The sequence below is a fragment of the Streptomyces sp. NBC_00299 genome, assembly GCF_036173045.1.
Taxonomy (GTDB): domain Bacteria; phylum Actinomycetota; class Actinomycetes; order Streptomycetales; family Streptomycetaceae; genus Streptomyces; species Streptomyces machairae.
This window is the reverse complement of record NZ_CP108039.1, coordinates 2877960-2899883: the sequence shown is the minus strand read 5'-3', so window position 1 is coordinate 2899883 and position 21924 is coordinate 2877960. Positions and strand designations below refer to the sequence as shown.

At 70.5% G+C, this 21924-nt stretch carries 19 protein-coding genes and 1 pseudogene; 9 read left to right on the top strand and 11 right to left on the bottom strand.

Annotated elements, in window-relative coordinates:
* Positions 1 to 6 precede the first annotated feature (6 nt).
* Positions 7 to 450, top strand: coding sequence for a VOC family protein (locus OHT51_RS12600; protein WP_328879005.1), 444 nt, complete (start codon positions 7 to 9; stop codon positions 448 to 450).
* A gap of 9 nt (positions 451 to 459) precedes the next feature.
* Here the strand turns inward: OHT51_RS12600 and OHT51_RS12595 are convergent, their stop codons facing one another.
* On the bottom strand, positions 460 to 2358 hold the full coding sequence (locus OHT51_RS12595; RefSeq protein ID WP_328879004.1) for a ricin-type beta-trefoil lectin domain protein: 1899 nt from the start codon (positions 2356 to 2358) through the stop codon (positions 460 to 462).
* A 319-nt stretch (positions 2359 to 2677) separates the two neighbouring features.
* On the opposite strand from OHT51_RS12595, the pseudogene OHT51_RS12590 reads away from it, so the two are divergent.
* Positions 2678 to 3066 (top strand): annotated as a pseudogene (locus OHT51_RS12590) (glycosyl hydrolase); the annotation flags it as partial.
* 105 nt (positions 3067 to 3171) lie between these two features.
* Positions 3172 to 4518 carry a hypothetical protein gene (locus tag OHT51_RS12585; protein ID WP_328879003.1) on the top strand — a complete coding sequence of 449 codons (1347 nt, stop codon included), beginning with the start codon at positions 3172 to 3174 and terminating at the stop codon, positions 4516 to 4518.
* 58 nt (positions 4519 to 4576) lie between these two features.
* Here the strand turns inward: OHT51_RS12585 and OHT51_RS12580 are convergent, their stop codons facing one another.
* The gene (locus tag OHT51_RS12580; RefSeq protein ID WP_328879002.1) at positions 4577 to 5155 is read right to left on the bottom strand and encodes a cysteine hydrolase family protein; all 579 of its coding nucleotides are present in this window, start codon (positions 5153 to 5155) and stop codon (positions 4577 to 4579) included.
* 180 nt (positions 5156 to 5335) lie between these two features.
* On the opposite strand from OHT51_RS12580, the gene OHT51_RS12575 reads away from it, so the two are divergent.
* The gene (locus OHT51_RS12575) at positions 5336 to 6352 is read left to right on the top strand and encodes a GlxA family transcriptional regulator (protein ID WP_328879001.1); all 1017 of its coding nucleotides are present in this window, start codon (positions 5336 to 5338) and stop codon (positions 6350 to 6352) included.
* A gap of 143 nt (positions 6353 to 6495) precedes the next feature.
* On the opposite strand, the gene OHT51_RS12570 is transcribed toward OHT51_RS12575, so the two are convergent.
* The 4 genes from OHT51_RS12570 to OHT51_RS12555 all read right to left on the bottom strand — a co-directional run bounded on the left by OHT51_RS12570 (position 6496) and on the right by OHT51_RS12555 (position 10312).
* Positions 6496 to 7278: a S1 family peptidase gene (locus tag OHT51_RS12570; RefSeq protein WP_328879000.1), complete on the bottom strand. Its 783-nt coding sequence runs from the start codon at positions 7276 to 7278 to the stop codon at positions 6496 to 6498.
* Positions 7279 to 7453: 175 nt separating this feature from the next.
* Entirely contained in the window at positions 7454 to 7708 is a 255-nt protein-coding gene (locus OHT51_RS12565) for a hypothetical protein (RefSeq protein ID WP_328878999.1), read from the bottom strand.
* A gap of 301 nt (positions 7709 to 8009) precedes the next feature.
* On the bottom strand, positions 8010 to 9203 hold the full coding sequence (locus OHT51_RS12560) for a Cmx/CmrA family chloramphenicol efflux MFS transporter (RefSeq protein ID WP_328878998.1): 1194 nt from the start codon (positions 9201 to 9203) through the stop codon (positions 8010 to 8012).
* 110 nt (positions 9204 to 9313) lie between these two features.
* Positions 9314 to 10312 (bottom strand): DMT family transporter, encoded by a 999-nt coding sequence (locus tag OHT51_RS12555; RefSeq protein WP_328878997.1) that lies wholly within the window; start codon positions 10310 to 10312, stop codon positions 9314 to 9316.
* Between the two features lie 76 nt (positions 10313 to 10388).
* Here OHT51_RS12555 and OHT51_RS12550 point away from each other — a divergent pair, with 76 nt between their 5' ends.
* Both OHT51_RS12550 and OHT51_RS12545 read left to right on the top strand, forming a co-directional pair.
* Positions 10389 to 11012, top strand: coding sequence for a TetR/AcrR family transcriptional regulator (locus OHT51_RS12550; RefSeq protein ID WP_328878996.1), 624 nt, complete (start codon positions 10389 to 10391; stop codon positions 11010 to 11012).
* Between the two features lie 159 nt (positions 11013 to 11171).
* Positions 11172 to 11741, top strand: a complete 570-nt coding sequence (locus OHT51_RS12545) for a YdeI/OmpD-associated family protein (protein ID WP_328878995.1) — start codon at positions 11172 to 11174, stop codon at positions 11739 to 11741.
* Between the two features lie 48 nt (positions 11742 to 11789).
* Here OHT51_RS12545 and OHT51_RS12540 read toward each other — a convergent pair whose 3' ends face one another.
* Positions 11790 to 12344, bottom strand: a complete 555-nt coding sequence (locus tag OHT51_RS12540; protein ID WP_328878994.1) for a YceI family protein — start codon at positions 12342 to 12344, stop codon at positions 11790 to 11792.
* Positions 12345 to 12497: 153 nt separating this feature from the next.
* Here OHT51_RS12540 and OHT51_RS12535 point away from each other — a divergent pair, with 153 nt between their 5' ends.
* From OHT51_RS12535 to OHT51_RS12525, 3 genes are all read left to right on the top strand, one after another.
* On the top strand, positions 12498 to 14828 hold the full coding sequence (locus OHT51_RS12535; protein WP_328878993.1) for a polysaccharide lyase 8 family protein: 2331 nt from the start codon (positions 12498 to 12500) through the stop codon (positions 14826 to 14828).
* Between the two features lie 154 nt (positions 14829 to 14982).
* The gene (locus OHT51_RS12530; RefSeq protein ID WP_328878992.1) at positions 14983 to 16566 is read left to right on the top strand and encodes an acyl-CoA carboxylase subunit beta; all 1584 of its coding nucleotides are present in this window, start codon (positions 14983 to 14985) and stop codon (positions 16564 to 16566) included.
* A 46-nt stretch (positions 16567 to 16612) separates the two neighbouring features.
* A complete protein-coding gene (locus tag OHT51_RS12525) occupies positions 16613 to 16807 on the top strand; it encodes an acyl-CoA carboxylase subunit epsilon (protein ID WP_328878991.1) in 195 nt (64 codons plus the stop codon).
* A 143-nt stretch (positions 16808 to 16950) separates the two neighbouring features.
* On the opposite strand, the gene OHT51_RS12520 is transcribed toward OHT51_RS12525, so the two are convergent.
* The 4 genes from OHT51_RS12520 to OHT51_RS12505 form a co-directional block, all read right to left on the bottom strand.
* Positions 16951 to 17532 (bottom strand): GTP-binding protein, encoded by a 582-nt coding sequence (locus OHT51_RS12520; RefSeq protein ID WP_026248371.1) that lies wholly within the window; start codon positions 17530 to 17532, stop codon positions 16951 to 16953.
* Positions 17513 to 18085 carry a DUF742 domain-containing protein gene (locus OHT51_RS12515; protein WP_328878990.1) on the bottom strand — a complete coding sequence of 191 codons (573 nt, stop codon included), beginning with the start codon at positions 18083 to 18085 and terminating at the stop codon, positions 17513 to 17515. Before OHT51_RS12515 ends, OHT51_RS12520 begins: the two co-directional genes overlap by 20 nt.
* A gap of 95 nt (positions 18086 to 18180) precedes the next feature.
* Entirely contained in the window at positions 18181 to 18594 is a 414-nt protein-coding gene (locus tag OHT51_RS12510; protein ID WP_005479603.1) for a roadblock/LC7 domain-containing protein, read from the bottom strand.
* 10 nt (positions 18595 to 18604) lie between these two features.
* The gene (locus tag OHT51_RS12505; RefSeq protein ID WP_328878989.1) at positions 18605 to 21856 is read right to left on the bottom strand and encodes a sensor histidine kinase; all 3252 of its coding nucleotides are present in this window, start codon (positions 21854 to 21856) and stop codon (positions 18605 to 18607) included.
* Positions 21857 to 21924: the final 68 nt, after the last annotated feature.

Below are 21924 nucleotides of genomic sequence, written 5' to 3'. Positions count from 1 at the left end.
GGAGCCATGGACGACAAGGACGTCACGGACACGGACGCCCGGCATTTCCTGGCCCGGGGGCAGGTGGCGAGCCGCCTGCCGGCCCAGGACCTGGAGCGGGCCCGGCGCTTCTACTCCGAGAAGCTCGGTCTGGACCCGGTCGACGAACGGCCGGGCGGGCTGCTGTACCGGTGCGGCGGCACGGAGTTCGCCCTGTACCAGTCGACCGGAGCCTCCCCCGGCACGTTCACCCAGATGGGGTGGCAGGTCGAGGACGTCGATGCGGTCGTCGCGGAACTCGGGCGGCGCGGCGTGGAGTTCGAGGACGTCGACGTGCCCGGGCTCCGCACGACGAACGGCATCGCCGAAGTCCAGGGCCACTACCCGAGCAAGGGCTTCCGCGGGGAGCGCGCCGCCTGGTTCCACGACAGCGAGGGCAACCTGCTCGGCATCGGCGAGCCGTTCGTCTGAGCCGGCGCCCTACTGCAGACGCCACTTCTGGTTCGCGGCGCCCGTGCAGCTCCAGATCTGCGCGCGGGCGCCGTTCGCCGAGGAGTTGTCCGTCACGTCGAGGCACTTGTCCGCGGCGCGGTTGACCAGGTCGCCCGTCGTCGCGTTGTACGACCACGCTTGCGCCCCCGACCCGTTGCAGCCGTACAGCTGGACCTTCGCGCCGTTCGCGGTCGCGCCGGACGTGACGTCCAGGCACTTGCCCAGCGACCGCACCGACCCGTCGGCCTGTACGGTCCACCGCTGGGCGGTCGAGCCGTTGCAGTCGTAGAGCTGGACCGCCGTACCGTCGGCCGACGAACCGCCCGCCACGTCAAGGCACTTACCGGCGAGGCCCACCAAGGTTCCCGACTGCGACGGGCCCTCAGTCTGGGTGCCCGACCAGGTGAACGTCGCCGACGTCTTGCCGGGAAGCGAGTAAGTGGCGTGCTGTGAACCCCAGTTGATCGTGACGGTCCTGGCAGCCGAAGAGTCGTTGTAGGCGATCAGCGCCTTGGATCCGTCGGGGTTGCGCCACGCCACGTTCGGCACCGCCGACGACGCCGTGGACGCGATGCGCTGGGCGCCCGGCTTCACGAACTTCGTCAGGTGGCCCATCGTGTAGTACTCGACGGTGTAGTCGACCTGCCCGTGCCGGGAGTCCCCGTTGTGGACGGTGATCAGACCGTCGCAGGTCCCGCAGCCGCCGTTGTGCGGACCTCGGTTCTGGTCCAGCGCGAGCGACCACTTGGTCACCGACTTCGCCCAGTTCCGGGTGTAGTCGATGATGTTCATCATGTCCTCGCGCTGCTGGTTCGCGATCCAGGTGCCACCGGAGTGCTCGGTCCCGAAGGCGTCCAGCTGCGGATACTGGTCGTGCACCTGCGTCTGCTTGGCCACGTCGCCGCCGTAGCCGTGCCAGGCGATCCCGCCGAAGTTCGGGTGGTTGCGGACGGCCGCGTCGTCGACCGTCTGCGCGGCGTAGGCGTCGTAGGTGTCCCAGTTCCAGTCGTGCGCCAGCACCTTCGTCGACAGCCCGGCGTTCTGGAGCTTCGGCAGCAGCTCGTTCTTCGTGAAGTACGCGAGTCCGCTCGCGTTCCAGCTCATCGACGGATAGCCCGAGCAGCAGGTCGGCTCGTTCTGCGCGGTGACGTGCGAGATCGGGATGCCCTGGGCCTGGTAGGCCTGCACGTACTTCACGAAGTACGAGGCGTACGCCCCGTAGTGCTCCGCCTTCAGCCAGCCGCCGTTGAGCTGCCCGTTGTCCTTCATCCAGGCGGGCGCCGTCCACGGCGAGGCCATCACGGTGAGCCCCGGGTTGAGCTGACGCGCCTGCTTCGTCAGCGGCACGACGTCCTGGAGATCGTGGGCGATCGAGAACTCGGAGAGGTCCGGGTCGGTCTGCCCGGCGGGCATGTCGTCGTACGTGTAGCCGAAGCGGGCGAGGTCCGAGCCGCCCATGGGGTTGCGCAGGAACGACAGTCCGATGCCCTCCGTGGGGGAGAACAGTTTGCGCATGGTCTCGTCCCGGGTGGCCTGCGACAACGCGCCGCTGCCGTCCATCAGCCAGGCCGCGGTGTCCGTGAAGGACGCGCCACCGCCGGTGAAGGACTGGTAGCGGGTGTTCTCGTCGACGGTGATGTTCTCACCGCTGCCGCCGGAGCCCGCCTGGAAGGCGAACGGCGTCTGCGGCTGGAGCCCGCGGGTCACATGGCGTCCGCCGGTGTCGTCCGTCGTGGTGAGCCAGGCGGTGACCTGTTCGCCGGCGGCCTGCGCGGGTGTGGCCGCCGTGAAGCCGGCCGTGGTGAGAAGCCCGGCGAGCAGCAGGCCGAGCGTCCGGGTGGACCGAGTGGATGGCGTGGAACGCGAGGATCGAGTGGATCTCCTCATGGAGCGCCGCCCTTCTGGCGGTGGGGGATGGGGGCGTGCGAGGCGTGAGTAAATGACGGGTTCGCATACGCGTCAAGGGGTCGCGCGTTCATGAGGTGAAGGGACAACGGCACTGCTCCAGCCAGGAGTTGAGCGCGCACCGGGTCTGACGTGAAGTCTTGACGCCAGTCGGCGCCCCCAGTTAACTCAAGGCGTGAGGTAAGTCATAAGCGGACCATGAGAGTCGAGGGACGTTCCATGCGAAGCACCGCCCTGCTCGTCTCCGCAGCCCTCAGCACCACTCTGCTCACGCTCACCGCAGCCGACCCCCGCGTCCGGCGCCATGAAGTGCGCGGTGCTGATCGTCTCCGGGCGTCCGCAGCCGGTCGACGACGAGCGGCTCGCCGGGACCGACGCGCCGGTCGCCTCCTGGCTGCCGGGCACCGAGGGCGACGGCGTGGCGGACGTGCTGCACGGGAAGCGCGCCTTGGAGGGCGCCGCGATCCTGAGGGCGCTCGGCATCGAGGTCCGGGCGGCCGAGAGGGCCGGGGCGCAGCAGGCGGGCCGCGCGCTCGTCACCAAGGCCCGGCTGATCGTCCAGCACGAGGCCGCCGGCACGGGGCTCACCGAGGGGTCGGCGAAGCCCTTCGCCGACGCCGGGCATCTGCTGCTGACGGGCCGGTACGGGCGGTGGTGGAGGGGCTGAGCGCGGCGTACCGAGCGGTCTGAGCCGCCGTACGGTACGCGGCGGCCGCCGTGGGGGCGCCGGGCCCGGTGGGAATCCAGCCACCTGGACCGGCGCCTTTGCCCGTCCCATCAGGTAGCGTCGAGAGTATGAGGACTCCGCTCTTCCGGGGACTCATGCGCTTGCTGATCGTGCCGGTCGCCGCAACCGCGGCGGTGCTCGTGGCCGGCCCGCCCGGCGCACATGCGGCCACGGATGTTTCCCGGGTTGCCGAGGCGCTGCGCGATGATCCCGTCTACGTGGATCCCGCAGCCTCGGACCAGTTGTCGTCGGCCGACGCGGAAGCGCTCGCCGACAAGATCAAGGACGCCGACAAACCGGTGTTCATCGCCGTCCTGCCGGCCGACCAGCCGACCAGGAACCTGTTGCTGAACCTCCGCACGGAAACCGGTGTGACGGGCCTGTACGGCGTCCACGTCGGTGATCGCTTCGACGCGGCGGCCGACTCCTCGGTGATGTCCCGCCAGGCTGTGGACAACCTGGTCTCCTCGGTGCAGACCGCCGGCGATCCCAAGGCCCAGCTGAACGACTTCGTCGACTCGGCCCTGCGCAACGTGAACGGCACGGCCCCGGCCAGTTGGAGCGACGGCGGGGGCGGCAACGGCGTGGACGCCGGCACTCTGATCGCCGTCGGCGCGGTGCTGGCGGCGGGCGGCGCGGGCGCGTACACGCTGGTCAGGCGCAAGCGGCAGCGCCGCGAGGCGGAGCAGCGGGCGGCGCTGGAGAAGCTGCGGGTCGTCGTCGACGAGGACATCACCGCCTTCGGCGAGGAACTGGACCGCCTGGACTTCCACCCGGGCGAAGCCGGCGCCGACGACGCGATGCGCGCGGACTACGAGAGCGCCCTGGACGCCTACGAAAAGGCGAAACGGCTGATGGACTCGGCCCGCAAACCGGAGGACGTCAAAGCAGTCACCCAGGCCCTGGCGGACGGCCGCTTCTCCCTCACCCAGCTGGCCGCCCGCCGGGAACACCAGCCCCTGCCCGAACGCCGGCCGCCCTGCTTCTTCGACCCGCGGCACGGCCCGGCGGTGGCCGACGAGACCTGGACCCCGCCCGGCGGCACCGCCCGCGAGGTCCCGGTCTGCGCGGCCGACCGAACCCGCCTCTCCGAGGGCCGCGACCCCGTGATCCGCGAGGTGGACACCGAGTACGGCCGCCGCCCCTACTGGGATGCCGGCCCGGCCTACGGCCCCTGGGCAGGCGGCTACTTCGGCGGCGGCATCCTCCCGGGCCTCCTCATCGGCACCCTGCTCGGCAGCATGATGGCCACGCCCGCCTACGCCGCCGACTACGGAGGGGGCGACGGCTACGGCGGTGGCGGCTACGAGGGCGGCGACGTCTCCGGCGCCGACTTCGACAGCGGGGACTTCGGGGGCGGGTTCGGCGGCGGGGACTTCGGTGGGGGAGGAGGGTTCGACGGCGGAGGGTTCTGAGGAACCTTGTGTTCTGCCGCGATCAAGGCGGCGGACGTGAGCCCGGTCGGGCCCCGTGTCAGGCCAGCTCCCTCGCCGACGCGACCACGACGCCGTACGCGTCGGCGACGGCCGCCAGCGCACTGCGGTGCAGCTCGTCGGCGGACACATCCACGATCGACCGGGTGGCACAGGCGTCCGCGGGCACCGTCGGCTTGTTGCCGCGCAGGGCCGCGGACGCCGTCGTGTACGCGACGCACATGTGGGTCATGAACCCGGCGACGATCACCGTCTCGTTCCCCGCCTCGTCCACGAGCTTGCCGAGGTCGGTCCCGTGGAAGGAGTCCGGGGCCTGCTTGACGACCACGGACTCGCCCTCGACGGGCGCGACGTCGGGGTGTATCCGGCCGATCTCGGTGCGGATGTCGTACAGCGAACCCTCGCCGTCGTCGTGCTGGACGTGGATGACCTCGGCTCCCGCCTCGCGGGCCCGGGACAGCAGCTCCGACGCCGCCTGCAGGGCGGGCTTCCAGCCGTCGAGTTCCATCGCACCGCGGGTGTAGGTGTTCTGGTAGTCGATGAGGATCAGCGTCGAGGACGCGAGGGTCGCGGGGGTGTCGTCGGCACCGCCGAGTTCGCGCAGCGTCTTACTGGCCACAGGGCTTCTCCAGGGGTTGGGGGACTTGAGGTTCCGAGGGCTGGTTGAACGATTGAAACCGCTGCTCAACAGCCTGTTGAACACGTATGCGACGCTATGACCCGCACCGGGCTGTCGGCAATGACGTGCAGTTCGCAGAAACCGACACCCGCGTGCGCGAGGGAGGCAGGGGGGCACAGGGTGGGGACCGTGAACCGGTTGATCGTGATCGTGCTGTTCGAGGGCGTCGACCTCCTCGACGTCACCGGCCCGCCGGAGGTGTTCTCCCTCGTCCCGCACGAAACCACCGGGGGCGTCGGCTACGAGGTCGTGCTGGCCGCCGAGACGACCGCGCCGGTGACGACGGCGGCCGGCGTGCGGATCCTGCCCGACACCACGTTCTCCGAGGTCGCCGAACGGACCATCGACACCCTCCTCGTCCCCGGCTCCGTCGAGGTGGACGGCGACCGCCGCATCCACCCCGTCACCGACCCCGGCACGGTGGCCCGGGTGAAGGCGCTGGCCGGCCGGACCCGACGGGTGGCCTCGGTGTGCGTCGGCGCGCACATCCTCGCCGCCGCGGGGCTCCTCGACGGCAAGCGGGCCACCACGCACTGGTCCACCGCGCAGCGGCTCGCCGCCGACCATCCGGCGGTGCGGGTCGACCCGGATCCGATCTTCATCCGCGAGGAGGGCGAGATCTGGACCGGCGCGGGGATCAGCGCCTGCCTGGATCTGTCCCTGGCCCTGGTCGCGGAGGACTTCGGGGAGCAGGTCGCGCTGCGCGTCGCCCGCCAACTCGTGATGTACCTGAAGCGGCCCGGCGGGCAGTCCCAGTTCAGCGTGCCGCTGGAGCCGGTGTCCACGACCAGGCGCATCGAGGACCTCCGGCATCACGTCCTGAACAACCTCGACCAGCGCCTCACGGTCCCGGACCTGGCCGCGTACGCGCATGTCAGCGACCGCCAGCTGACCCGGATCTTCAAGTCCGAACTCGGCATGACGCCGCACGCCTACATCGAGTCGGCCCGGGTCGAGTCGGCCGGCAACCTGCTGGAGAGCACCGACGCCACGCTGGAACGGGTCGCCACACTCTGCGGGTTCGGCACCGTCGACACCCTCATCCGGGCATTCCGCCGCCGGCACGCCACGACGCCGAGCGAGTACCGGGCGAGGTTCCGGGCCGCTCCGGTCCGGGTGACGGCCGAAGCCGGGTGACGGCCGAAAGCGGGTGACGGCCGAAACCGGGTGACGGCCGAAACCGGGTGAGTGAAGCGTGTGCGGCGTGGGGCGGCGCGGCGCGGGCCCGGCGTCCGAAGACACCGGGCCCGCGATGCAGCAAGCTCAGATGTGCGGGGAAGTCACAGAGACGACGCCGCAGAGGCGATCGCCGAGGCGAAGGTGGAGACCTCGGTGTAGACGCCGGGGGCGTTCGGGCGGGCGCAGCCTATGCCCCAGCTGACGATGCCGACCTGGATCCAGGCGTTGCTCGCGTCGCGGCGGAACATCGGGCCGCCGGAGTCGCCCTGGCAGGTGTCGACGCCGCCGGACGGGAAGCCGGCGCAGATCTCCTCGTTGGCGATGAGGCCGCTGTAGCCGCTGTAGGAGCGGCACTGGGCGTCGCTGACGAACGGCACGTTGGCCTTGAGCATGTACCGCTGCTGGGCACCGCCCTCACGGGCCGCGCCCCAGCCGGCCACGGTGAAGGTGCCGGTGTTGTACTGCGAGGTGGTGGCGATCTTCAGCGTCGGCAGGTTGATCGGCGCGGCGAGCTTGATGAGCGCCCAGTCCTTGCCGTCGCCGTTGTAGCCGGGGGCCCGGTACACGTACGTGGAACGGACCTGGACGCGGCCGCTGGTGGACTGCAGGTCCACGACGCCGGCGGTGGCGGTGATGCTGGTGTTCGGGCCGGTCGCGCCCACACAGTGCGCGGCGGTGAGCACGATCTGCTGGGTGTAGAGGGCGCCGCCACAGCCCATGGAGAGCCGGACCATGAACGGGAACTCGCCCTGCGAGGCACGGGTTCCGCCGACGACGCGCGAGTCCGCGGCCTGCGCGGCCGAGACGGGCTGAAGGCTGACGATCGCGAGAGCGGCGGCGCCGAGGACCGCGCATCTCTTGAGGGCGGTGAGGAGCTTCTTCAACGTGATGCCTTCCGTGGGGGGTTGGACATGCGAACGTGGAGAGAGCACTGAAATGTCGGGGGCATGCCAAGCAGGGGGAGTGATCATCTACTGACATGCGCCGGTCAATTCCTTTGCTGGATTATGGGAATCCTGTGACCGCCCCCACAAGGGGCCAATTCCAGCCACGCCGAGTTCAGGCCTCGGCCCGTTCCGGCCACGCCTGCTCAGGCCCCGAGATCCTCGTCGCGCACGCGTACCGCTCCCCGGCGGCGTGCCACCAGCCGGGCGGGGACGGCCCGTTGACGACGGAGGCCGGCTGATCGGGATGCAACCCGAGCCGCCACAGGGCACCGGCGGCGACCTGGACCGTGACCCACGCCCGCCAGTGCCCATCGGCCCCCGGCGCACACACGCGATCCCCGCGGACCTCGCTCGCCTCGAACGGCATCCAGTCGATACCGCGCTCCCGCAGTCAGGCGCGCACGGCGGCCAGGGGGTGCAGAAGCGGCTTCTCGATCTCGTACGAGGATACGGCGACCCATGCGCGAGCGGGGCGGGGCGTGTCGGTCATGCCGACGATGATGCCCGCGCCCGCCTCCCACCCGCGCCCCAATTTCCACGACCGGACCGCCCCCCGGCGAATCCCATCCAGCCGACGCCCCACTTGCCCGGTCGGACGCGAGCAGCGGCAGACGCCTGGAGGCACCCGTGCTCGGTCTCGGTCGGCCTACGGCAGGACGCCGCGGTGGTCATGCCGGCGAGGACGCCCCCGTACGACTGCTCTCCGCACCCCGGTTCCGCAGCCCGGCCCGGCCGCCCGTCACGCCCGCCACCATCAGCGACAGTGCGACCAGGCCCGCACTGACCCACACCGGTGACCGGTATCCGAGGCCCGCCCCGATGGCCGTGCCGCCGAGCCAAGGTCCCAGTGCCGCGCCCACGTTGAACGCGGCTGTTGCGAAGCCGCCGGACAGGGTGGGGGCGCCGGGGGCGGCGTACAGCGCCTGGGAGATGAGTGTGGACCCGACTCCGAAGGACAGAGCGCCCTGCAAGAAGACGAGGCCGAGCGTCAGGGCCGGCGCCCCGGCGCCGAGGGCCAGGGCGCCCCACCCGAGGCACAGGACGCTGCCGCCCCCGACCAGCACCGCACCGGGCCGGCGATCGGCGAACCGTCCCCCGACTCCGACCCCCACGAACGACCCCGCGCCGAACAGTGCGAGCACCACGGGCACCCACCCGTCCGCCATCCCCGTCACCGTGGTGACCAGGGGCGCGAGATACGTGAAGGTGCAGAAGGTCGCCCCGTTGACGAGGGCGCCCAGGAGCAGCGTCAGTCGGAGCCGCGAGCTCCGCAGCGCGCGCAGTTCGCCCCGCAGCGCGGGACGTTCCGAGTCGTCCGCGCCGCCGGGTACGGACCGCGCCACGGCCGCCACAGCGGGCAGGGACACCACGGCCACGGCCCAGAACGCGGCACGCCACCCCCAGAGTTGACCGATCAGCGCCCCCGCCGGGACCCCCACCACACAGGCCAGCGTGACCCCGCCGAGCAGTGTCGACGTGGCCCGGCCCTTGGCCTCCGGCTCGGCCAACGCCACGGCCGTGACGAGGGCGACGGCCAGGAACCCGGCGTTGGCGAGCGCCCCGACGACGCGGGTGACGACCAGCACCGCGAAGCTGCCGGTCACCGCGCCCACGACATGGACGGCCAGGAAGACCCCCAGAAACCCCAGCAGGGCCCCGCGCCGCGACCACCGTCGCGCGAGGGCGGCCATGAGCGGCGCCCCGACCACCATCCCCACGGCGAAGGCCGAGGTGAGCGCCCCGGCCGCGGGCACCGAGACGCCCAGGTCCCGGGCGATGTCCGGCACCAGCCCGGACAGCATGAACTCGGACGTCCCCTGCGCGAACACAGCGACGCCCAGCAGAAAAAGAGCGAACGGCATGAAGAAACTCCGCAACCCGAAGTCGAGGGTGAAGACGAAACGGCACGTCGAACGGCCGTCCGGCAGCGGAGTGAGCCCGGAAGCGGAAGTGAACGCTGATCAGAGGGACATCACGGGCAGCCACCGGAGAGCCGGTGGCCGGAGTCTGGAGGCTTCGGGGCTGGACACGCGGGCAGGGTATGCGCGACCTGCTGAGGGGAGCCACCGGTTTTCGGGCGACGCCGGATGGCACGCGTTCGGGATGCGCCGCCCCCGCGATGGACGATGACGACGGCGACCAGGCCGACGACCAGGCCGATCGCGGTCTGGGCACCGAACGGCTCGCCGAACATGAACGCTCCCCACACCGCCGTGACCGGCGCCATCAGGAACATCAGCGTGTTGACCTTGGTGACTCCGGAGCGCCGCAGGATCATCCAGTACAGCCCGTAGCCACCGAAGGTGGACAGCACCACGAGCCAGCCGATCGCGGCCCAGAAACCGGCCTCGGCGGGCGGCGCGGCCGCTCCGGTGCTCAAGGCGAACGCCGTGAACAGCACGGCGCTGGTGCCGCAGTGGACGGTGAGCGCCACCGAGGGCGGGACGGGCGTACGGGAACGGCTTTCGAGGAACGTGGCCGCCACCAGCGAGAGCATGCCGAGGAACGGGACGAGATAGGCCCACGCGGCAACGCCGGTCGCCGCCGTGGCGTCGGCCATGGTGACGATGACGACGCCGCTCACCCCCAGGAACAGCCCGAGCCACTGCCGGCGTGAGACGTACTGCCGCAGCAGTGGTCCGGCCAGCGCACCGGCGACGAGGGGCTGGACGCCGTCGATGAGGGCCGTGGTGCCACTGGAGACGCCGAGCTGGATGGCGTAGTAGACGGTGAGCAGATAGCCGCTCTGCGACAGCGTGCCGATCACGGCCTGGCGGGCGAGATCCCGCCCGGTGAGACCCCGCCACGACGCGCGGCCCAGGACCGCGGCCACGACGACCAGGATCACGGCGAGTGGCAGGAACCGCCACATCAGGATCGTGACCGCGGACGCGCTCCCGGCGCCGAGCTTGGCCCCGATGAACCCGGAGCTCCAGCTGAGGACGAAGGCGATGGACAGCAGGGCGTTCACGCCAACCACATCCAGTAGACAGATCGGTATACCTTGCTCGCACCAGAAAGTATACAGATCGGTATACTCGGATGCCATGGGCACCGCAGAGCAGCAACCGCAGCGCGTCACGATGACGCGAGCCGCACGCCGCATCCTGGAAGCCGCCGAGCGGCTCTTCTACGAGCGCGGCATTCACGCCGTGGGCGTGGATCTCATCGCCGCGGAGGCGGGGGTGACCAAGAAGACCCTCTACGACCGCTTCGGCTCCAAGGAGCGGATCGTCGTGGAGTACCTGGCCGGCCGCGACGAGCGCTGGCGGGCCTTCCTCGCGCAGTACCTCGCCGACCACCTCGACGCGGCGCACGCGACACCGCGGGCGCGCGTCCTGGCGGTGTTCGACGCCTCACGCGCGTGGTCCGCGGAGTACGGCTCCAAGGGATGCAGCATGGTCAACGCGCACGCCGAGATCAGCGACCCGGCACACCCGGCCTACCCGGTCATCGCCGGGCAGAAGGAGTGGATGCTCGCCCTGTTCACCCGTCTCGCCCGGGACATCACCCCGGACGACGCGGACGACGCGGATCGCATGGGCCGGACCCTGATGCTGCTTCACGAGGGAGCGCTCGTGGCCCACGGCCTGAACACCTTCCCGGACCCGATCGCGCACGCCCGCGACCAGGCGGCGGCTCTCCTGCCGGTACCGGACAAGCAGCCATGAGCCGGCCGACCCGCCCGTCCTGCGGCGGCACGCCCGCTGGAACCTCCTGGACCTGCTCCCGCAAGGATGCGCCGACCGGTAACGCCGCCTACTGCCCCCGGGACCCGCGCCCGCAAATGGAGGACGGTTTCTGACCTACTTCCCCCCTACGCTTCCGTCATGAGCCCCCACCCCGACCCGGAACCCCGCGCCTTCGCATCCGCCGACGCCCTCGACGCCTGGCTGGCCGAGCACCCGGCCCCGCACCCCGGCCTCTGGGTGAAGGTCGCCAAGAAGGACTCCGGCATCCCTTCCGTCACTGCCGCCGAGGTCAATGACGTGGCCCTGTGTCACGGTTGGATCACCGGGCAGCGCAAGGGACTCGACGCGTCGTCCTACACACAGCGGATCACCCCGCGCCGGCCCGGCAGCCTGTGGTCGATGGTCAATGTGCGGCGGGTGGCGGAACTGGCCGCCGAGGGGCGGATGCGCCCCGCGGGCCTCGCCGAAGTGGACGCCGCGAAGGCGGACGGGCGGTGGGAGGCGGCGTACGAGTCGCAGCGCAACGCCGAGGTCCCGGACGAGCTGGCCGCGGCGCTGGCGGAGAACCCCCGGGCCGGGGCGGCCTTCGAGCGGCTGGGCAGGACCGACCGCTACCAGCTCATGCTCGGCCTCCTGCGCGCCCGGACCCCGCAGAGCCGGACGGCTCAAGTCGCCGCGATCCTCAGGCAATTGACACGGCGCCGGTGAGTGACGGACTCACCGGCGCCGTGCCATCGGGTCGCTCTCAGAGAAGGCTCACGCGTTCTTGATCGCCGAGATGTCGAAGTTCAGCTTGATCTTGTCGGAGACCAGCACGCCGCCCGTCTCCAGCGCCGCGTTCCACGTGAGACCCCACTCCGAGCGCAGGATCTCCGCCTTGCCCTCGAAACCGACGCGCTCGTTGCCGAACGGGTCCTTCGCGGCGCCGTTGAACTCCAGGTCGATCGTGATCGGTTTGGTGGTGCCGAGGATCTCCAGGTCACCGGTGATGCGGTAGTCGTCGCCGCCGAGGGACTCCGCCTTGGTGGAGCGGAAGGTCATCGTGGGGAACTCCTCGATCTTGAAGAAGTCCGCGCTCTTGAGGTGCCCGTCCCGGTCCGCCGACCCGGTGTCGATGCTGTCCATCTTGACGTCGATCGACGCCTTGGACGCGGCCGGGTCGGCGCCGTCCAGCTGCAGCGAGCCGCTGAAGTCGAGGAACTTGCCCTTGACGTTGGTGACCATGGCGTGCCGCACGGTGAAGCCGATGGTGGAGTGGGCCGCGTCGATCGTGTACTCGCCGGTCAGGGTGGTCAGGTCGGGGTTCGTCATGACGTGCTCCTTAGGGGTGAGGAGGCCTCGCGGCCCCCAATGTTGAATCTTGAACTACATCAACGCGACCGACCGTAGACCTATTCCGTTCGAGATTCAACATCATCCGCAAAGTGTTGGCGTGATTACTCTGAGGTGGTAGATGCCCATGACATGACCTCTCAGCGCACCGGGCTCACCAGACCCACCCGCCGAGCCGTCCTGCTCGCGGCGGCGCTCCTGGCCACCGCCGCTCCCGCCGCCCGCACCGCCTCGGCCGACGCCTACGACACCCTCCGCCTCCGCTGGCTGGGCATCGCCCTCGGCACGGGCTACGACCCCGCGGCGGAGCCGTACGCCGCGCGCCTGGCCGAAACCGGCACCCTCGCCCGCGGCTTCCGGGCCACCATGGCCCCCACCCCCACCTCCCTGTGGCCTGGCCACCCCTACGACCCGCCCGCCGGCATCACCCAGAGCTACAGCCGTCTGTGGACCATGGCCCAGGCCTACGTCCAGCAGGGCACCGGCTCCACCGCCGACCCCGCCCTCCTCGCCGACGTCCTGCGCGGCCTCGACCACCTCTCCGCCACCGTCTACAACCCCTCCACCACCCGCTACGGCAACTGGTGGGAATGGCAGATCGGCAGCCCGCGCCTGCTGACGGACATCACCGCCGCCCTGTACGACCACCTCACCGAGGCGCAGATCGCCGCCGCCTGCGCGGCCGTCGACCACTTCATCCCGGACGCCATGCTCACCGACTACTCCGGCACCTCCACCGGCGCCAACCGCGTCGACCTGTGCCGCAGCGTCGCCCTGCGCGGCATCCTCGGCCGGGCCCCGGCGAAGATCGCGCTCGCCCGTGACGCGCTCTCCCCGGTCTTCCCGTACGTCACGAAGGGCGACGGCCTCTACGCCGACGGCTCCTTCGTCCAGCACACCTGGGTCGCCTACTCCGGCACCTACGGCCAGGTCCTCCTCGACGGCCTCGGCCGCCTCTTCGCCCTGCTCGCCGGCTCCGAGTGGCAGGTGACCGACCCGAACAGGCAGATCGTCCTCGACAGCGTCGAGCACGCCTACGCCCCGCTCATCCACGACGGGTTGATGATGGACAGCGTCAACGGCCGCGCCATCAGCCGGGGTTACCTCAAGAGCGACGACCGGCACGTGATGCGCAGCGACCACTTTCACGGGCAGGGCATCATCGCCGCCATCGCCCTCCTCGCCGGCGGCGCGAGCGCGGCGGAGCGGGAGCGCTGGTACGGCCGGATCAAGGGCTGGATCGAACGGGACACGGTCACGCCGATCCTGACGGCCCGACAATTCGGGGTGGCCGACCTCGCGCGGCTGCACACCGTCGCCGAATCACCGGCCGCCGCCGCCCCCGACCCGGTCGGCCACCACCTCTTCGCCGCCATGGACCGGGCCGTCCACCGCCGCCCGGGCTTCGTCGCGAACATCGCCATGGCCAGTGACCGCATCGCCCACTACGAGTGCGGCAACGGCGAGAACCCGCGCGGCTGGCACACCGGCGCCGGGATGCTGTCCTGGTGGGCGCCGGGTCTCGGCGACCAGTACACGGACTGGTACTGGCCGACCGTCGACTGGTACCGCCTCCCCGGTACGACGGTCTCCACCAAGCGCCTCCCCGACAAGGCCGGCGGGGAGTGGGGCGAGCCCAGGCCCGACGTGCGGTGGGTCGGCGGCACGACGGACGGCGCGTACGCGGCGATCGGGCAGCATCTGAAAGGCCTCGGCTCGACCCTGGAGGCCCGCAAGTCGTGGTTCTGTGCCGCGGACGCCGTGATCTGCCTCGGAGCCGGCATCACCTGCGCCGACGCGGTCCCCGTCGAGACCGTCGTCGACAACCGCAACCTGGGGGAGGGCGGCACGCAGACCTTCGTACGCGGTTCCGGCTGGGCGCACCTGGAGGGCCACGGCGGCTGGGTGGTGCCGTACGGCGAACTGCGCACCCTGCGCGAGGACCGCACCGGAGCCTGGGCCGACATCAACACCACCAGCACGACGGAGCGCCGCACCCGCCGCTGGCAGACCCTCTGGCTGGACCACGGCCCGGACCCGACCGACGCGACCTACGTCTACGTCATCATGCCCGGCGCCGGCCGGCACCAGGTGGCGGCCCGGGCCGCACTGGGCACCCGCTGGCTGTCGGTCCTCGCCAACGACAGCGCGTGCCAGGCCGTCCGCATCCGCTCCCTGGGCCTCACGGCCGCCAACTTCTGGCAGCCGGGTTCGGTGGGACCGCTCACAGCCACCGCCGGTGCGAGCGTGCTGCTCCGGCACCGAGGCCGTACCGCTACGCTCTGCGTGAGCGAGCCGCCGCGCTCGGGTGAGCCGCTGGAGATCACCTGGGACCACCCCGTACGCCGGGTCCTGCGCAAGGACGACTCGGTCGAGATCCTCTCGACGGGACGCCGACTGAGGGTCCGTGTCACTCCGGGGATGGTATGCGCGACCCACCGATGTGAGGTGACTCTCGCATGACGGCTTTGTGCGACCCCGACAACCCGCACGCCCCCTGAGCAGTCAGAAGGGCTGCATGCCTCGACGGTTCTGTTCAGTGGTACCAGGAAATGGGTCCGGAGACTGTACGGAGTCAACGGCTCGCTTTCCTTGGTGTCCTTCGTAAGGTCGCTACATGACCGTTTTGGATGAGGCACCGGGTGAGCCGATCGACGCGCGCGGGCGCACCGCCGAGCTGCACGAGATCCGTGCGCAGGCGCTGGCCGGCCCGAGCGAGAAGGCGACCACGGCGCAGCACGCCAAGGGCAAGCTGACCGCCCGGGAGCGCATCGAGCTGCTCCTGGACCCGGGTTCCTTCCGGGAGGTCGAGCAACTGCGCCGGCACCGGGCCCAGGGCTTCGGCCTGGAGTCCAAGAAGCCGTACACCGACGGTGTCATCACCGGCTGGGGCACGGTGGAGGGCCGCACGGTCTTCGTCTACGCCCATGACTTCCGCATCTTCGGCGGCGCGCTGGGCGAGGCCCACGCCACGAAGATCCACAAGATCATGGACATGGCCATCGCGGCAGGTGCTCCGCTGGTCTCGCTGAACGACGGCGCGGGTGCCCGTATCCAGGAGGGCGTCTCGGCGCTCGCCGGCTACGGCGGCATCTTCCAGCGCAACACCAAGGCGTCCGGCGTCATCCCGCAGATCAGCGTGATGCTCGGCCCGTGCGCGGGCGGCGCGGCCTACTCGCCCGCCCTGACGGACTTCGTCTTCATGGTCCGCGAGACGTCCCAGATGTTCATCACCGGCCCGGACGTGGTCAAGGCGGTGACGGGCGAGGAGATCACCCAGAACGGCCTCGGCGGCGCGGACGTGCACGCCGAGACCTCGGGCGTGTGCCACTTCGCGTACGACGACGAGGAGACGTGCATCGCCGAGGTGCGCTACCTGCTCTCGCTGCTGCCCCAGAACAACCGTGAGAACCCGCCCCGTGCGGAGTCCTCGGACGCGCCCGACCGCCGCAGCGACGTGCTCCTCGACCTGGTCCCGGCGGACGGCAACCGTCCGTACGACATGGCCAAGGTCATCGAGGAGATCGTCGACGACGGCGAGTACCTGGAGGTCCACGAGCGCTGGGCGCGGAACATCATCTGCGCGCTGGCCCGTCTCGACGGCCAGGTGGTCGGCATCGTGGCCAACCAGCCGCAGTCCCTCGCCGGCGTCCTGGACATCGAGGCGTCGGAAAAAGCTGCGCGCTTTGTCCAGATGTGTGACGCTTTTAACATCCCGATCGTCACCTTCCTGGACGTTCCCGGGTTCCTTCCGGGTGTCGATCAGGAGCACGGCGGAATCATCCGCCACGGCGCGAAGCTGCTCTACGCCTACTGCAACGCGACGGTCCCCCGGATCTCCCTGATCCTGCGCAAGGCGTACGGAGGCGCGTACATCGTCATGGACAGCCAGTCCATCGGTGCGGACCTCACCTATGCCTGGCCGACGAACGAGATCGCCGTGATGGGCGCGGAGGGTGCGGCCAACGTCATCTTCCGCCGTCAGATCGCCGAGGCAGAGGACCCCGAGGTCATGCGGGCCCGCATGGTCAAGGAGTACAAGTCCGAGCTCATGCACCCCTACTACGCGGCCGAGCGCGGCCTGGTCGACGACGTGATCGACCCCGCCGAGACCCGCGAAGTACTCGTCAAGTCCCTGGCGATGCTCCACACCAAGCACGCCGACCTGCCGTCCCGCAAACACGGCAACCCCCCGCAGTAACCCACCGGTACCGCTGCGGAAACCTCTTCCACGGAGACTGACACCCATGAACCTCCCTGATATCCGCGTCGAGAAGGGCCACGCCGAGCCCGAGGAAGTCGCCGCCATCACGGCGATCCTGCTCGCGCGTGCCGCCGCCCAGCCGGCCGACACCGCCCCGGCCCACCGCGGCCGCGCGAAGGCCGGCTGGCGCCGCCTGGAGCGCGAGCCCGGTTTCCGGGCGCCGCACAGCTGGCGCTGACGGCCCGTAGGACCTCGAAAGGGGGCCCACCCGCCCGGGTGGGCCCCCTTTCGTCTGCCGTCCCCGCAGAGGGAACGCGAACGACAGCAGAAGGGGCCCTCTCCGATGGAGAGGGCCCCTTCTGCAACGTGCGTGCGGCCGTGCTAGCGCAGGCGTGCCATCAGCGCGTGCTCGACCAGGGTGATCAGCGCCGACTTCGCGTCCGCCCGATGCCGGGCGTCCGTCGTGATGATCGGGGTGTCGGGGCCGATCTGGAGGGCCTCACGGACCTCGTCCGGGTTGTACGGCTGGTTGCCGTCGAAGCCGTTGAGGGCGATCACGAAGGGCAGACCCGAGTTCTCGAAGTAGTCGACCGCGGGGAAGCAGTCGGCGAGACGGCGGGTGTCCACCAGAACGATCGCGCCGATGGCGCCGCGTACCAGGTCGTCCCACATGAACCAGAAGCGGTCCTGGCCGGGCGTACCGAAGAGGTACAGGATCAGGTCCTGGTCCAGGGTGATACGACCGAAGTCCATGGCGACCGTCGTGGTCGTCTTGTCTCCGGTGTGGGTGAGGTCGTCGATGCCCGCGGAAGCGGACGTCATGACGGCCTCGGTACGCAGCGGGTTGATCTCCGAGACGGCCCCGACGAACGTGGTCTTGCCCACGCCGAAGCCACCCGCCACCACGATCTTCGCCGAGGTGGTGGAGCGGGAAGGACCGCCGCTAGAGCTTGCGAAGTCCACTGAGCACCCTTTCGAGCAGTGTCACGTCTGGCTGGCCGCCGGCGTTCTCGTCGCCGCCGGGCTGATGGATGGCGACCAGGCCCGCCTCCGCCAAGTCGGCGACGAGGATCCTGGCCACGCCGAGAGGGATCGTCAGGAGGGCCGAGACCTCGGCGACCGACTTGATCTCACGGCAGAGGTTGCAGATCCGCTGATGCTCGGGCAACTGGCCCTGCATCTGGTGCGGCTGCGCGGTGGTGTGCACCAGTGCCTCGATGGCGAGCTGGTAGCGCGGGCGCGTCCGGCCGCCGGTCATGGCGTACGGGCGCACCAAGGGGTTGGAAGACGACCCGGCAGGTGCCGGCTCAGGGGCGCGGCGCTGCGGCTGCACCGGCTGGATGCGCGGCGCCGGCGGCTGGTCGTACGGAGAGGGCCCGGGGCCCTGCGGGGCGTACGGCTGCCGCTGGCTGGGCGTGGAGGGGAAGTTGTACCGGTTCCGGGAACCGTCGCCATGCCCCTGGCCAGGGCCGTACGACCAGTTGCCCGATGACGAACCGTCTGGGGGTGTTGCCACTTTCTCTCCTCCTCCGACCGTGCCTGGCACCCATCTTGTGGAGCCGCGTCCCGAAACCTTACGGCCACGGGACGCCAAAACGCACCGACTGTCTGTTAGTTGAGCAGGCTGCCTTGGAGCTCCGCACGCAGATCCGGCGTCAGGACCGTACCGGCACGGTCCACCAGAAGCGCCATCTCGTACCCGATGAGGCCGATGTCCGCCTCGGGATGTGCGAGAACTGCGAGTGAGGAACCGTCGGAGACGGACATGATGAACAGGAATCCCCGCTCCATCTCCACAACCGTCTGGTTCACGCTGCCACCCTCGAAGATGCGGGAGGCGCCTGCCGTCAGAGACGTCAGACCGGAGGCGACGGCCGCGAGCTGGTCGGCGCGGTCGCGCGGGAAGCCTTCGGACATCGCCAGAAGGAGTCCGTCGGCGGAGACCACCACCGTGTGCGACACCCCGGGGGTGTTGTCCACGAAGTTGGTGATCAACCAGTTCAGGTTCTGTGCCGCCTGGCTCATCGGGCTCACACTAACGCTCCTGGTTGTAGGTGCTGTCAGGCCCACTGTGGTGATTCCTAGTGGCCTGGCCGTTCGTTTCGCTTCCCGCGCTGCGTCCCCGCTGGACACCGCGGCGCAGGTTGCTCAGCCTGCCCCGGACGTCCTCGGGAGCACGGGAGATCTGTGGACCTCCCTGAGGGGTGGTCTCAGCGGCTCCCTCGACCAGGTTGGCCTTGGGAACCCGCCTCGGCAGGCCGGAGGAGGTGACCCCGCCCGCCTTGGGCTTCCGGAGCTGCGAGGCCTGCTGCCAGCGGTCGTCGTTGGCCGAACGCCAGCTGCTGTCGCCGTTGCTCTCCGGTGCGGGGGCCGACGGTTCCTGCCGCGCGGGCCGTGCGCCGTTGCTGCCGCTCGCACCGGATCCGCGGCGGGGGAGCCCGGCGTCGGTCAGTGCGTGGGCGGCGGAGGAGGCCGGTCCCGGACGGTCGAAGCCTACGCGGTCGCGCTCGTTTGCGTCACCGGCCTGCGCAGATTCCGTTTCCGGAGCGTACTGGTCCTGGTAGCCGTTCCCGTAGCCGTTCTGCTGCGGCCAGTCGTCCTGGTGGCGCCGCTGCTCGAAGGCCGGGAAGGAGTCCGGGGCGGGAGCGCTGGGAGCCGCGGGCTCCTCGCGGACCGGCTCCGGATAGGACGGCTCGGGGTAGCCGCCACCGGACGAGAAGGTGTCGTTCTGCTGCAGGCCGCCGTTCGGCGCGTAGTACGTGTCGTCGTACGACGCCCGCTGGGGCTCCTCGTACGCAGACCGCTGCTGCTCCTCGTACGACGTCTGCTGCTGCTCCTCGTACGACGGCTGCGGGTCGTACCCGCCCGGCTGCTCGGGGAAGCCGTTGCCTCGGCCGTCGTAGGACGGCTGACCAGTGAAGTCGTCGTACCCGGGCGACTCGGGGTTCTCCGGGCCGTGGCCCTGGGCTTCCAGGGCCGCCCGGCGCTCCTCGCGCATCAGGGAGCGGCCCACCGGGTCCAGCTCGCGGATGTCGTCCGGCACCTCGGTGTAGCGGCTGTCGTCGAAGCCCAGCTCGGCGGCCGTGCGCATCGGCGGGCCGAAGCTCTCACCACCCTGGAAGTTCTGCTCAGGGATGATCTGCGAGACGGTGAACTCGTCCTGGGCCGGCTGCTGCTCGCCGCCGCCGCCGTGCGTGATGGCGTCGGGCAGCATGACCAGCGAGGTCGTGCCGGCCTGCTCGCCGGAGGGGCGCAGCTGGACGCGGATGCCGTGCCGGTCGGACAGCCGGCCGACCACGAACAGGCCCATGCGCTGGGATATCGCTGCGTCGACGGTCGGCGGGTTGGCCAGCTTGTGGTTGATGTCCGCGAAGTCCTCGGCGGTGAGGCCGATGCCCTTGTCGTGGATCTCGATCATGATCCGACCGTCGGGGAGACGGGTGGCCGTCACGCGAACCTTGGTCTGCGGGGAGGAGAACGTCGTCGCGTTCTCCAGCAGCTCGGCGAGCAGGTGCACGAGGTCGGTCACGGCGCGGCCGTGGATCTCGGCCTCCGGGACGCCGGAGAGCTCGATGCGCTCGTACTGCTCCACCTCGGAGGAGGCGGCGCGCAGCACGTCGACGAGGGGGACCGGCTGGTCCCAGCGGCGGCCGGGCTCCTCGCCGGCGAGGACCAGGAGGTTCTCGCCGTTGCGGCGCATACGGGTCGCGAGGTGGTCCAGGCGGAAGAGGTTCTCCAGCTGGTCCGGGTCGGCCTCGTTGTTCTCCAGGTCGGTGATCAGGGTCAGCTGGCCCTCGATCAGCGACTGGTTGCGGCGCGACAGGTTGGTGAAGATCGCGTTGATGTTGCCCCGCAGCAGGGCCTGCTCGGCGGCGAGCCGGACGGCCTCGCGGTGGACCTGGTCGAAGGCGCGGGCGACCTCGCCGATCTCGTCGCGGGTGTTGATCGGGATGGGCTGGACGCGGGTGTCCACGCGGCCCGGGTCGGTGCGCGAGAGCTGGTCGACCAGCATCGGCAGGCGCTGCTCGGCGATGCCGAAGGCGGCGTTGCGCAGCTGGCGCATCGCGCGGCTCATCTGGCGGGCGACCATCCCGGCCAGGATGAACGCGGCGAGCAGGGCGACCACGACGACGGCACCGGTGATCAGCGCGTCGCGCTTGGCGTCGTCCGAGATGGCGGAGGCCTCGTTCACCGCGGTGCCCGCGAGGTCGTTCTCGATGTCGCGGTACGCGTTGTACTTGAGTGTGTTCACCGCCCACCAGTTGTCCCTGGTGATGCCCTGCGTGGCGAGGGCCTGGCGGTCACTCGGGTCCGTGGAGGACAGCTGCGCGATGGCCGAGACCATCGCGTTGTCCTTGGTGGGCGGCGGCACGTAGTTCGGGTTCTTCTGCCTGGCCGCCGCCGCCAGGGCCGCGCCCTCGGCCTTGATGTCCTTCGAGGCCTGCACCAGCTTGGCGTTGTCCGCCTCGGTGCCACCGCTCTGGTACTCCTGGATGGCGATGCCCTCCAGGTAGGCGTACGACGACAGGGCGACACGCTGCTTGGCCAGGTCGTCGGCCTTGGGACCCGGCCGGGTCAGCATGTGCATACCGATGGAGCGCTGCAGCGAGAGCGCGCCCTTGGTGAGCGAGATGGCGTAGACCGTACGGCCGTAGCTGGTGATGTTTCCGGTGCCGAGGCCCAGCTCGTTGGAGAACTCCAGCAGTCGGTGCTCGACCTCGACGTAGCCCTCTTCGGTCTCCACGCCCTTGAGCTTGCTGGTGTAGGCGGCCGCGCGGAGCTTGGTCAGCTCCGGCTCGACCTCACGGAAGCGGTCCAGGCGGCGGACCAGGTTGGGCCGGTCCGGCATGTTCTGGGCGGCCTCGTCGAAGGCGTCGGCGGCCTTGTCGGTGATGTCGCGGGCCTTGACGACCGTCGGGTCGTCCTCGCCCTTGCCCGCCAGCAGGGGCGCGGCGGTCTGGTCGCGCTCCTCCAGCAGAGCGTCGCCGTAGGTCAGAGCGGCGGCGACCAGACGCGCGGTGTTCTCCGCGTCCTCGGCCTCCTGCCAGGTGTCGATCGAGCTCTTCACCTGGAAGCCGCCCATGACAAGGCCGACCATCACGGGTATGAGCAGGATCGCGTTCAGTCGGGTCGGCACGCGCCAGTTGCGCGGGGAGAGACGGCCGCCGCTCGGGGCCGGCGTGGCCGATGGTTCCGATCCGGGCACATGGGCGGGCGCCGCTCCGCGCGGCGGCGGGGTGAAGTTGCCCCGGGCCGACGGCTCGGGACTGCTCTTGCTTCGCCTCACTCGACCAACAACCTTCCGGCGGGGTCGGCACCTACGTATGTGCCGCTGTGTCTCAGAGCCCAGTTCGC

Bases quoted from the DNA above. Each gene is read 5' to 3' on its own strand.
- OHT51_RS12600 (WP_328879005.1), top strand. From the start codon at position 7: ATGGACGACAAGGACGTCACGGACACGGACGCCCGGCATTTCCTGGCC.
- OHT51_RS12595 (WP_328879004.1), bottom strand. From the start codon at position 2,358: ATGAGGAGATCCACTCGATCCTCGCGTTCCACGCCATCCACTCGGTCC.
- OHT51_RS12585 (WP_328879003.1), top strand. From the start codon at position 3,172: ATGAGGACTCCGCTCTTCCGGGGACTCATGCGCTTGCTGATCGTGCCG.
- OHT51_RS12565 (WP_328878999.1), bottom strand. From the start codon at position 7,708: ATGCCGTTCGAGGCGAGCGAGGTCCGCGGGGATCGCGTGTGTGCGCCG.
- OHT51_RS12560 (WP_328878998.1), bottom strand. From the start codon at position 9,203: ATGCCGTTCGCTCTTTTTCTGCTGGGCGTCGCTGTGTTCGCGCAGGGG.
- OHT51_RS12550 (WP_328878996.1), top strand. From the start codon at position 10,389: ATGGGCACCGCAGAGCAGCAACCGCAGCGCGTCACGATGACGCGAGCC.
- OHT51_RS12545 (WP_328878995.1), top strand. From the start codon at position 11,172: ATGAGCCCCCACCCCGACCCGGAACCCCGCGCCTTCGCATCCGCCGAC.
- OHT51_RS12540 (WP_328878994.1), bottom strand. From the start codon at position 12,344: ATGACGAACCCCGACCTGACCACCCTGACCGGCGAGTACACGATCGAC.
- OHT51_RS12535 (WP_328878993.1), top strand. From the start codon at position 12,498: ATGACCTCTCAGCGCACCGGGCTCACCAGACCCACCCGCCGAGCCGTC.
- OHT51_RS12530 (WP_328878992.1), top strand. From the start codon at position 14,983: ATGACCGTTTTGGATGAGGCACCGGGTGAGCCGATCGACGCGCGCGGG.
- OHT51_RS12525 (WP_328878991.1), top strand. From the start codon at position 16,613: ATGAACCTCCCTGATATCCGCGTCGAGAAGGGCCACGCCGAGCCCGAG.
- OHT51_RS12510 (WP_005479603.1), bottom strand. From the start codon at position 18,594: ATGAGCCAGGCGGCACAGAACCTGAACTGGTTGATCACCAACTTCGTG.